This is a genomic window from Enterobacter bugandensis (assembly GCF_900324475.1).
Lineage (GTDB): Bacteria > Pseudomonadota > Gammaproteobacteria > Enterobacterales > Enterobacteriaceae > Enterobacter > Enterobacter bugandensis.
Window position 1 is genome coordinate 309,244 of record NZ_LT992502.1, and the last position, 11,347, is coordinate 320,590.

At 56.4% G+C, this 11,347-nt stretch carries 10 protein-coding genes; 8 read left to right on the forward strand and 2 right to left on the reverse strand.

Translation table 11 applies throughout. The features are described 5' to 3' along the window. The first annotated feature begins 95 nt into the window (after positions 1-95). A complete protein-coding gene (gene ggt, locus DG357_RS01500; protein ID WP_074171895.1) occupies positions 96-1,841 on the forward strand; it encodes a gamma-glutamyltransferase in 1,746 nt (581 codons plus the stop codon). 48 nt (positions 1,842-1,889) lie between these two features. On the opposite strand, the gene yhhY is transcribed toward ggt, so the two are convergent. Beyond that, complete coding sequence (yhhY, locus tag DG357_RS01505) at positions 1,890-2,378, reverse strand: N-acetyltransferase (RefSeq protein ID WP_028015158.1); 489 nt, start codon at positions 2,376-2,378, stop codon at positions 1,890-1,892. Positions 2,379-2,634: 256 nt separating this feature from the next. Between yhhY and DG357_RS01510 the strand changes: the two genes are divergently transcribed. The 5 genes from DG357_RS01510 (at position 2,635) to gntU (ending at position 7,576) form a co-directional block, all read left to right on the forward strand. After that, positions 2,635-3,672, forward strand: coding sequence for an oxidoreductase (locus DG357_RS01510; RefSeq protein ID WP_028015159.1), 1,038 nt, complete (start codon positions 2,635-2,637; stop codon positions 3,670-3,672). Positions 3,673-3,795: 123 nt separating this feature from the next. After that, entirely contained in the window at positions 3,796-4,491 is a 696-nt protein-coding gene (locus tag DG357_RS01515; protein ID WP_003861565.1) for a pirin family protein, read from the forward strand. A gap of 91 nt (positions 4,492-4,582) precedes the next feature. Continuing rightward, entirely contained in the window at positions 4,583-5,578 is a 996-nt protein-coding gene (gene gntR, locus DG357_RS01520) for a gluconate operon transcriptional repressor GntR (protein ID WP_014882133.1), read from the forward strand. A 126-nt stretch (positions 5,579-5,704) separates the two neighbouring features. Then, positions 5,705-6,232: a gluconokinase gene (gene gntK, locus DG357_RS01525; RefSeq protein WP_045260947.1), complete on the forward strand. Its 528-nt coding sequence runs from the start codon at positions 5,705-5,707 to the stop codon at positions 6,230-6,232. A gap of 3 nt (positions 6,233-6,235) precedes the next feature. After that, positions 6,236-7,576, forward strand: a complete 1,341-nt coding sequence (gene gntU / locus DG357_RS01530) for a gluconate transporter (protein WP_047366855.1) — start codon at positions 6,236-6,238, stop codon at positions 7,574-7,576. A 102-nt stretch (positions 7,577-7,678) separates the two neighbouring features. On the opposite strand, the gene plsB is transcribed toward gntU, so the two are convergent. Further along, the gene (gene plsB, locus DG357_RS01535) at positions 7,679-10,099 is read right to left on the reverse strand and encodes a glycerol-3-phosphate 1-O-acyltransferase PlsB (protein WP_028015161.1); all 2,421 of its coding nucleotides are present in this window, start codon (positions 10,097-10,099) and stop codon (positions 7,679-7,681) included. Positions 10,100-10,253: 154 nt separating this feature from the next. Between plsB and DG357_RS01540 the strand changes: the two genes are divergently transcribed. Together DG357_RS01540 and lexA are read left to right on the forward strand one after the other, a co-directional pair. After that, a complete protein-coding gene (locus DG357_RS01540) occupies positions 10,254-10,622 on the forward strand; it encodes a diacylglycerol kinase (protein WP_014830281.1) in 369 nt (122 codons plus the stop codon). A gap of 108 nt (positions 10,623-10,730) precedes the next feature. Beyond that, a complete protein-coding gene (gene lexA, locus DG357_RS01545) occupies positions 10,731-11,339 on the forward strand; it encodes a transcriptional repressor LexA (RefSeq protein ID WP_028015162.1) in 609 nt (202 codons plus the stop codon). Positions 11,340-11,347: the final 8 nt, after the last annotated feature.

Consider the following 11,347-nt stretch of genomic DNA (forward strand, 5'->3'; position numbering starts at 1 on the left):
TAAGTTTACCCTGATTTCACCATGACGATGATTTTTTAGGAGTTGTGAACCAGGCTTAAGCGGGGAATATGGATCCCTTCACCTGGAGAACAATAATGATGAAACCAACCTTCTTGCGCTGGGTCGCCATCGCCGCGCTGATGGCAGGCGGCACATTTACCGTGGCGGCCAACCCGCCCGCCGCTCCTCCCGTCTCTTACGGCGTGGAGGAGGATGTTTTTCACCCCGTGCGGGCCACGCACGGCATGGTGGCCTCGGTTGACGCGCTGGCGACCCAAGTGGGCGTCGATATTCTTAAGCAGGGCGGTAACGCGGTGGATGCAGCGGTCGCGGTCGGCTATGCGCTGGCGGTAACGCATCCGCAGGCGGGGAATCTGGGCGGCGGCGGCTTTATGATGCTGCGCACCAAAGACGGCAAAACCACGGCCATCGACTTCCGCGAAATGGCGCCTTCTCAGGCGTCCCGCGATATGTTCCTCGACGACCAGGGGAACCCGGACAGTAAAAAATCTCTGACCTCGCACCTCGCCTCCGGCACGCCGGGCACCGTTGCGGGCTTCTCGCTGGCGCTGGAAAAATACGGCACGATGCCGCTGAACAAGGTGGTGCAGCCTGCCATCAGGCTGGCGCGGGAGGGTTTTGTGGTCAATGACGCCCTGGCGGACGACCTCAAGACCTACGGCAGTGAAGTCATTCCCAATCACGAAAACAGCAAGGCGATCTTCTGGAAAGACGGTGAACCGCTGAAGAAGGGCGATAAGCTGGTGCAGAAGAATCTCGCCAAAAGCCTGGAGCTGATTGCGGAGCACGGCCCGGACGCGTTCTACAAAGGGGCGATTGCCGACCAGATTGCCGAAGAGATGCAGAAGAACGGCGGGCTTATCACCAAAGCGGACCTGGCGGAATACAGGGCGGTGGAGCGCGAGCCGATTAGCGGCACCTATCGCGGCTACGAGGTGTTCTCCATGCCGCCGCCGTCCTCCGGGGGCATTCACATCGTGCAGATCCTCAATATTCTTGAAAACTTTGATATGCACAAGTTCGGCTTCGGCAGCGCGGATGCCATGCAGGTGATGGCGGAGGCGGAAAAACGCGCCTATGCCGACCGCTCGGAATATCTCGGCGATCCGGACTTCGTGAAGGTGCCGTGGCAGGCGCTGACCAACAAGGCGTATGCAAAATCCATTGCCGATCAGATCGACATCAACAAGGCTAAGCCGTCGAGCGAGATCCGCCCCGGCAAGCTGGCGCCGTATGAAAGCAACCAGACCACGCACTTCTCGGTGGTGGATAAAGACGGCAATGCGGTGGCGGTGACCTACACGCTCAACACTACCTTTGGTACCGGGATCGTAGCGGGCAACAGCGGCATTCTGCTGAACAACGAGATGGATGACTTCTCCGCCAAGCCGGGCGTGCCAAACGTCTACGGGCTGGTCGGCGGCGATGCGAATGCGGTGGGGCCGAAGAAGCGTCCGCTGTCGTCCATGTCGCCAACCATCGTGGTGAAAGACGGGAAAACCTGGCTGGTGACCGGCAGCCCTGGCGGGAGCCGCATCATAACTACCGTGCTACAGATGGTGGTGAACAGCATCGACTTTGGCATGAACGTCGCCGAGGCGACCAATGCGCCGCGTTTCCATCATCAGTGGCTGCCGGACGAGCTGCGCGTGGAGAAGGGCTTTAGCCCGGATACCATCAAGCTGCTGGAGCAGCGCGGACAGAAGGTTGCGGTGAAAGAGGCGATGGGCAGCACCCAGAGCATTATGGTGGGGCCAGACGGCGCGCTGTTTGGCGCGTCGGATCCGCGTTCGGTGGATGATTTGACGGCGGGGTATTGATTATTCCCCTCACTCTAACCCTCTCCCCATAGGGGAGAGGGGAGTGTGTCACTTCATTCTCGCCATGAAGTACGCGTCCACATATTCGCCGTTGCGCAGGGCGTAGCGCTTGCCGGTGCCTTCAATTTCGAACCCGTGCTTTTTGTACACCGCGATTGCCGGTTCGTTATCAACAAATACCGTTAACTCAATGCGATCGACGCGCAGCCAGTTGTCGCACATATCAATCATGGTTCGCATCAGCGCGCTGGCAACGCCCCGATTTTGCCATTGCGCACCCACACAAATACCGAAATCGGCAACGTGGCTGCGACGCGGGCGTTGTGCGACGGCAATGCACAGGTGCCCGGCGACGGTCCCGTCGATACAAGCTACCAGCTGTTTAATGCCGGGCTGATCGGTTAGCCGGTCATGCCACATCTGCTCTGAGGGATGAGGAACCTGTAGCGTGTTGTGGTACACCTCCGGCTGGGCGTGGATCTGACGAATGGCATCGTAATCTCTCGGTTCAGCGTGGCGTATCACTATCTCACTCATTCCTTGTTCCTCAGTCGGTTAAAAGTCCCCTCCAACATCAATGACTTTAAAATTTGAGTCAACCGCTATTTTTTGCAAAAAGTATTGGACAAGTGCGAATGAGAATGATTATTATTGCTTTGCATTCAGGAGGACCCCTACGGGAACCTGAAAGCACGACATTGCTCACATTGCTTCCAGTATTACTTTAGCCAGCTTCTCGCTGGCTTTTTTTTTGTTATGGTTAAACTCAGTAACCTTCCAAAAGGACTGAGCCATGACACTACATTGCGCATTTATTGGATTTGGCAAAAGCACCACGCGTTACCACCTTCCGTATGTCCTCCACCGTAAAGACACCTGGCATGTGGCCCATATCTACCGCCGCCGCGCGAAGCCGGAAGAGCAATCCCCGCAGTACTCCCACATTCACTTCACCAGCGATCTCGATGAAGTATTGAATGACCCGCAGGTAAAGCTGGTGGTTGTCTGCACCCACGCCGACAGCCATTTTGACTATGCGAAACGCGCGCTCGAAGCGGGGAAGAACGTGCTGGTGGAAAAGCCGTTCACCCCGACCATTGCCGAAGCGAAAGCGCTGTTTACGCTGGCGAAAAGCAAAGGGCTGACCGTCACACCGTATCAGAACCGTCGCTTTGACAGCTGTTTCCTGACGGCGAAAAAGGCGATTGAGAGCGGCAAGCTTGGCGACATTGTGGAAATCGAAAGCCACTTCGATTACTACCGCCCGGTGGCGGAAACCCAGCCCGGCCTGCCGCAGGACGGCTCGTTCTATGGTCTGGGCGTGCATACCATGGACCAGATCATCTCCCTGTTTGGCCGCCCGGACCACGTGGCTTACGACATCCGCAGCCTGCGCAATAAAGCCAACCCGGACGACACCTTCGAGGCGCAGCTGTTCTACGGCGACCTTAAGGCTATCGTTAAAACCAGTCATCTGGTGAAAATCGACTACCCAAAATTTATCGTTCATGGCACCAAAGGTTCGTTCATTAAGTACGGCATTGACCAGCAGGAGACCAGCCTGAAGGCCAACATCATGCCGGGCGAACCGGGCTTTGCGGCGGACGATTCCGTGGGCGTGCTGGAGTATGTGAACGATGAGGGCGTAACGGTCAAAGAAGAGCTGAAACCGGAAACCGGCGACTATGGCCGCGTCTACGATGCGCTGTATGAAACCCTTACCAGCGGCGCGCCGAATTACGTCAAGGAATCTGACGTTCTGACCAACCTTGAAATCCTTGAACGGGCCTTCGAGCAGGCTTCTCCTGCCACGGTAACCCTCGCGAAATAAGCAAAAACGGCTCCTCTGGGCTTGTTCATAATTTTTGAACAGAGGAGTCAATTTTCACCCTCTATGATCCCCGACCGTTTGAGTCCACACTTACTCCATCGAAACGAACTGAGGGTGAAAACAATGATCTACTTACGCAAAGCAAACGAACGCGGTCACGCAAATCATGGCTGGCTGGACTCATGGCATTCATTCTCGTTTGCCGACTACTACGACCCGAACTTCATGGGCTTCTCCGCGCTGCGCGTGATTAACGACGACGTGATTGATGCAGGCCAGGGCTTCGGTACCCACCCGCACAAAGACATGGAAATCCTGACTTATGTGCTGGAAGGGGCGGTTGAGCACCAGGACAGCATGGGCAACAAAGAGCAGGTGCCGGCGGGCGAGTTCCAGATTATGAGCGCGGGTACCGGGGTGCGTCACTCTGAGTACAACCCGAGCAAAACGGAAAAACTGCACCTGTATCAAATCTGGATCATTCCAGAAGAGACCGGCATCACGCCACGCTACGAGCAGCGCCGCTTCGACGCGAAACAGGGCAAACAGCTGGTGCTGTCCCCGGACGCGCGTGAAGGTTCCCTGAAAGTGCATCAGGATATGGAGCTGTACCGCTGGGCGCTGGCGAAAGACGAGCAGTCCGTGCACCAGATTGCCGCCAACCGCCGCGTCTGGATCCAGGTGGTGAAAGGGGAAGTGTCTATCAACGGCACCAAAGCCACCACCGCCGATGGTCTGGCCGTCTGGGATGAGCAGGCGCTCTCCGTGCACGCCGACAGCGAAAGCGAAATCCTGCTGTTTGACCTGCCTCCGGTCTAAATAATTTCTCAACCTTCCCTTTAAACGGGGAAGGTTGAGCTTTGTCCGTGATAAACTGAGCAAATCTCTCACTTCAAGATTTCTCAGGACGATGAAAAAGAAACGCCCCGTACTTCAGGATGTCGCCGATCGCGTCGGTGTGACCAAAATGACGGTCAGCCGTTTTTTACGTAACCCGGAACAGGTTTCCGTGGCGTTGCGTGGCAAGATTGCCGCCGCCCTTGATGAACTGGGTTATATTCCCAACCGCGCCCCCGATATTCTCTCCAATGCGACCAGCCGTGCGGTGGGCGTTCTGCTTCCTTCCCTGACCAACCAGGTTTTCGCTGAAGTTCTGCGCGGCATTGAAAGCGTCACCGATGCGTTTGGCTACCAGACCATGCTCGCTCACTATGGGTACAAGCCGGAACTGGAAGAGGAACGTCTTGAATCAATGCTTTCCTGGAACATTGACGGCCTGATTTTAACCGAACGTACCCACACTGCCCGCACGCTCAAAATGATTGAAGTCGCCGGTATTCCGGTGGTGGAGCTCATGGACAGCCAGTCGCCATGCCTCGACATCGCCGTTGGGTTCGATAACTTTGAAGCGGCTCGTCAGATGACAGCGGCGATCATCGCCCGCGGTCATCGTCATATTGCCTATCTGGGTGCGCGTCTTGATGAACGTACTATCATCAAACAGAAGGGATACGAGCAGGCGATGCTCGACGCAAATTTAACCCCGTACAGCGTGATGGTGGAGCAGTCCTCATCTTACACCTCGGGTATTGAGCTGATGCGTCAGGCACGACGCGAGTATCCGCAACTGGACGGTATTTTCTGTACCAACGATGACCTTGCGGTCGGTGCAGCGTTCGAATGCCAGCGTCTGGGGTTGAAGATCCCTGAGGATATGGCGATTGCCGGCTTCCACGGCCACGATATTGGTCAGGTGATGGAGCCGCGTCTGGCGAGCGTTCTGACACCGCGTGAACGCATGGGCCGCATTGGCGCAGAACGCCTGCTGGCGCGCATTCGTGGAGAGACGGTTACCCCTAAAATGTTAGATTTAGGTTTCACCTTGTCACCGGGTGGATCTATTTGAACTGACAAATTTGAAGTAGCTCACACTTATTCACTTCGCGCACGTTTGGATATTGCTTCTCTTTTGCCCCAGCAGGACAATGTTACCGATAACTGTTACCCGTAACAATTGACTGAGGGACACCCTTTGAGCACGACTAATCACGATCACCACGTTTACGTCCTGATGGGCGTGTCCGGTAGCGGTAAATCTGCCGTGGCGAGCGAAGTGGCGCATCAACTTCAGGCTGCGTTTCTTGATGGTGACTTCCTCCATCCGCGCAGCAACATCATGAAAATGGCTTCCGGCGAGCCGCTGAACGACGACGACCGCAAACCGTGGTTGCAGGCGCTGAATGACGCCGCGTTCGCGATGCAGCGCACCAACAAAGTTTCCCTGATCGTCTGCTCCGCGCTGAAAAAAACCTACCGCGACCTGCTGCGCGACGGCAATCCGAACCTCTCGTTCATCTACCTGAAAGGCGATTTCGGGGTGATTGAAAGCCGTCTGAAAGCGCGTAAAGGCCACTTCTTTAAAACCCAGATGCTGGTGACGCAGTTCGAAGCGCTTCAGGAGCCGGGTGAAGATGAAAAAGACGTCTTAGTGGTTGATATCGATCAGCCGCTGGAAGGTGTTGTAGCCAGCACCATCGAGGTCATTAACAAAAGGCAGTAAGTTTTGAGTACATTAACGCTAGTTTTGACAGCAGTGGGTTCGGTATTGCTGCTGCTGTTTTTAGTGATGAAGGCGCGTATGCACGCCTTCGTTGCTTTGATGGTGGTTTCTATTGGTGCAGGTCTCTTTTCCGGTATGCCGCTCGACAAGATCGCCGCGACGATGGAAAAAGGGATGGGAGGCACGCTGGGCTTCCTGGCGATTGTGGTCGCGCTGGGCGCGATGTTTGGCAAGATTCTGCATGAGACGGGCGCGGTCGACCAGATTGCCGTCAAAATGCTCAAATCCTTCGGGCACAGCCGCGCGCACTACGCGATTGGCCTGGCCGGTCTGATTTGCGCACTGCCGCTGTTCTTCGAAGTGGCGGTGGTGCTGCTCATCAGCGTCGCCTTCTCCATGGCGCGCCATACCGGCACTAACCTCGTGAAGCTGGTCATTCCCCTGTTTGCGGGCGTGGCGGCGGCTGCGGCGTTTCTGCTGCCCGGGCCTGCCCCTATGCTGTTGGCCTCCCAGATGCACGCGGACTTTGGCTGGATGATCCTGATTGGCCTGTGTGCGGCCATCCCGGGGATGATTATCGCCGGTCCGCTGTGGGGCAATTTCATCAGCCGTTACGTTGAGCTGCACATTCCGGACGACATCACCGAGCCGCACCTGGGCGAAGGCAAAATGCCGTCATTCGGCTTTAGCCTTTCTTTGATCCTGCTCCCGCTGGTGCTGGTGGGCCTGAAAACCATCGCCGCGCGCTTTGTGCCGGTCGGTTCTGCCGCGTACGAATGGTTTGAGTTCATCGGTCACCCGTTCACGGCGATTCTGGTGGCGTGTCTGGTGGCGATTTACGGCCTGGCGATGCGCCAGGGTATGCCGAAAGACCGCGTGATGGAGATCTGTGGTGCCGCGCTGCAGCCTGCGGGTATTATCCTGCTGGTGATCGGTGCCGGCGGCGTGTTCAAGCAGGTGCTGGTGGATTCCGGCGTGGGCCCGGCTCTGGGTGAAGCACTGACCGGAATGGGCCTGCCGATTGCGGTAACCTGCTTCGTGCTGGCTGCGGCGGTGCGTATCATTCAGGGGTCTGCAACCGTGGCGTGCTTAACCGCCGTGGGTCTGGTGATGCCGGTAATTGAACAGCTCAACTACTCCGGTGCGCAGATGGCCGCGCTGTCTATCTGCATCGCGGGCGGTTCGATTGTCGTCTCGCACGTTAACGACGCTGGCTTCTGGCTGTTCGGCAAGTTTACCGGTGCGACCGAAGCGCAAACGCTGAAAACCTGGACGCTGATGGAAACCATCCTCGGCACCACCGGGGCCATTGTCGGGATGATTGCCTTTACGCTGCTCAGCTAAATGCAATGATTTAACAAGGCAAAAAAGGCCCGGTAGCGTCATCGCTTACCGGGCCTTTTTTATTATCCAGGGCATCAGGCCGGGCCATAACCCGGCATTGTGTTACTCGCCCTGCGTCGCGCTCTCAATCGTCAAGCGCACATCCGACGTAATCAGTTCAGCCAGCATCTGGTAAACCTTCAGCGTCTCTTCTGGCTCGGCATCGCCCGTATCGCTGATGAAGCCTTCGTCACGCAGCGTCAGCACCAGCGAGCTGAAGACCGCTTTGTCGAAGAATTCCGGGGCGTTAATGCCGTGCAGAACGGACAGGCGCTGCGCCAGCGTCCGGCTCTCTTTCTCCAGCGTGCCGCGGTTGATCGACGGGTTCGCGCTCAGCAGCCAGAACGTAATGGCGTAGCGCTGCAGCGTTTCGCGCGCACCGGCCGCCAGCAGTTGCAGGGTACGGGAGCGTGACGGATTGATGTGCAACTCGTCGTTCGCAACGGTGATCAGCCCCTGACGGCGCAGCTCTTCCGTCAGTTTATCCAGCTCAACGGCCAGTTCTTCCTTGCTCCAGCGCAGGAATAGCTCCGCTTTAAGCATTGGGTAGAGCGTCTCAACGTGGCGCAACAGCTCCTGACGTGAAATACGGCGATGCTGGGTGATAATGGCCGCCATGAGCGACGGCAGCATCAGCATATGAGCGATGTTGTTGCGGTAGTACGTCATCAGTACGGCCTGCTCGCGCGGCAGAATGATGATATCGCCGATCGTATCTTTCTCGACTTCGAACTTGTTCATCTGCAGCGCGTGATCGATAAGCTCGCTGGCGGTAGCAGAAGGGGCTGTCGAATCAACCGAGTATGGCACGTTGCGCATCATGTCCAGATAGCAGTCCAGCTGCTCCGTGAGCTGTTCACGGGTCAGGGAACGCTGACGTGAAGCCAGCAGCGCCGTACAGCACAGGTTCATCGCATTGGCCGCACCGGCGTTGTTAATGCGCACCATCAGTTCGGACGCGATACCGTTCACCGTTGGCGTCAGCCAGGCCGGACGCACCGCTTCGATAGGATCGATAGACTCGCGCCAATCCGGAACATGATGGTTCAGATACGTCATCAGCGGCATCGGCTCGCCAAAGTTTACGTAGCCCTGACCCAGGTTGCGTAACTTGCTCAGGCCGCGCAGCATCTGCGGCAGGCTCTCTTTTTCTTTGGTCGCACCGCGCAGCTCTTTGGCGTACGTGCCAACTTCCATCACGTGCTCATAGCCAATGTAAATTGGCACAAGCGTGATTGGACGCGTACCGCCGCGCAGCATCGCCTGAATGGTCATCGACAGCGTGCCGGTCTTCGGATCGAGCAGACGACCGGTACGGGAGCGCCCGCCCTCAACGAAGTACTCTACGGAGTAGCCGCGGCTGAACAGCTCGCCTAGATACTCGCGGAACACGGTGGAGTAGAGCTTGTTGCCCTTGAAGGTACGACGAATAAAGAACGCGCCCAGGCGGCGGAAAATCGGGCCTGCTGGCCAGAAGTTCAGGTTAATACCGGCGGCAATGTGCGGCGGTACCAGTCCCTGGTGATAGAGCACGTAGGAGAGAAGCAGGTAGTCCATGTGGCTGCGGTGGCAGGGGACATAGACAATCTCATGACCATCGTGCGCCAGCTGACGTACACGCTCAGCGTTATGCACGTTGATGCCCTGATACAGGCGGTTCCAGGTAAAGCCGAGAATACGATCGGACAGGCGAATCATCTCGTAGGAGAAGTTCGCTGCGATCTCTTCCATCAGCGCAATGGCGTTCTGCTGGGCTTTCTCATGGGAAATTTTCTTGCTGCGCGCTTCGTCTTCAACGGCGCGGGCGATCGCTTTGGAGGCCAGCAGCTTGTTGAACAGGTCCTGACGCGCCGGAAGACGTGGCCCTACGGCCGCCAGGCGCTGACGGGCGAAGTGCATACGTGCCACGCGCGCCAGTTTTTGCGCGATGATCTTGTCAGTGCCGTGCTCGTCCGCCATTCGGCGAAGGGAGACGGAAGGGGAGAAGCGCACAAAGCTGTCGCGTCCCAGCCAGGAGACCGCGAAGAATTTCTGGATGCCGTTAAGCATGCGCAGCGGCGGGTTCTCTTCGCCTTTTTCGCGGCCCGGACGGCGACCAAACATCACCGATACCGGCACCATCTGTACATCCAGGTCAGGATTGCTGCGGTGCAGGTCGAGATAGTCGTGGAACAGCTTGATGGACTCTTCTTTCGGTGTGTAATAGGTAAACACGCGCGGCCCGCCGTGAATGAACACGTAGCGCGGCAGCAAAGTGCCGTCAACTTCCAGTGGTTCAAGTGGATCGGGTAAATCATGCGCCAGACACTGGGCACGGAGCGTTAGCAGGTCTGCCTTAGAGTTATAAGGCAAAACGTACATAATAGGGCGCGACGTATCGAGCCCCAGTTCCAGCGCGGGTTCTGCTGGGATAGACTTGCTTTTTACCAGTATGCTTAATGGTAAATTAAGTAATTTGTAGTAAATTCGTGGCCAGCCGGACATAAACGATGTAAAGCCTCTGGTTAATAATGCAATTGCGGCGCAAGGATAACAGAAAGCGCGCAAAATTTCTGTTGTTACCCGTCATACTTCAGGCGGCAGCGAAACGCGCTGCAGCTCCTGTTACTGACGCTCTTTTTTAAAAAAGGTTCTTTTAATGGCCAATAATACCACTGGGTTGACGCGTATCATCAAAGCCGCCGGCTATTCATGGAAAGGTTTCCGTGCCGCGTGGGTCAATGAAGCTGCTTTTCGCCAGGAAGGTGTCGCCGCTATCGTCGCGGTTATCATCGCCTGTTTCCTTGATGTAGATGCCATTACCCGCGTGCTTCTCATCGGTTCCGTACTTCTGGTGATGATAGTGGAAATTCTCAATAGCGCTATTGAGGCCGTGGTCGACCGGATCGGCTCTGATTTTCACGAGCTCTCTGGCCGCGCGAAAGATATGGGCTCCGCCGCTGTCCTGCTGGCGATTATCACCGCAGCCATTACCTGGGTCACGCTGCTTTGGTCACATTTCCGATGATGCTCGAGGAATAATTAAGTCCCTGGTTTTTTGTGCAGTTTTTGGTTCCAAAATCGCCTTTGACTGTATATACTCACAGCATAACTGTATATACACCCAGGGGGCGGAATGAAAGCATTAACGACCAGGCAGCAAGAGGTGTTTGATCTCATTCGGGATCATATCGGCCAGACGGGTATGCCACCCACGCGTGCGGAAATCGCGCAGCGTCTGGGTTTCCGTTCTCCGAATGCTGCCGAGGAACACCTGAAAGCGCTGGCGCGTAAGGGTGTGATTGAGATTGTGTCAGGCGCGTCGCGTGGTATCCGCCTGCTGGTGGAAGAAGAGACGGGCATTCCGCTGATAGGCCGCGTTGCTGCAGGTGAACCGCTGCTGGCACAACAGCATATTGAAGGTCACTACCAGGTCGATCCTGGTATGTTCAAGCCGAGCGCTGATTTTCTGCTGCGCGTTAGCGGGATGTCGATGAAAGACATCGGCATTCTTGATGGCGACCTTCTGGCCGTTCACAAAACGCAGGATGTGCGAAACGGCCAGGTGGTGGTTGCGCGCATTGATGACGAAGTGACCGTTAAGCGCCTGAAAAAACAGGGTAACACTGTTCAGCTGTTGCCCGAAAACAACGAGTTCACCCCGATTGTGGTCGACCTCCGCGAACAGAGTTTCTCTATTGAAGGTCTGGCTGTTGGCGTGATTCGTAACGGCGAATGGCTGTAATCTCTTCC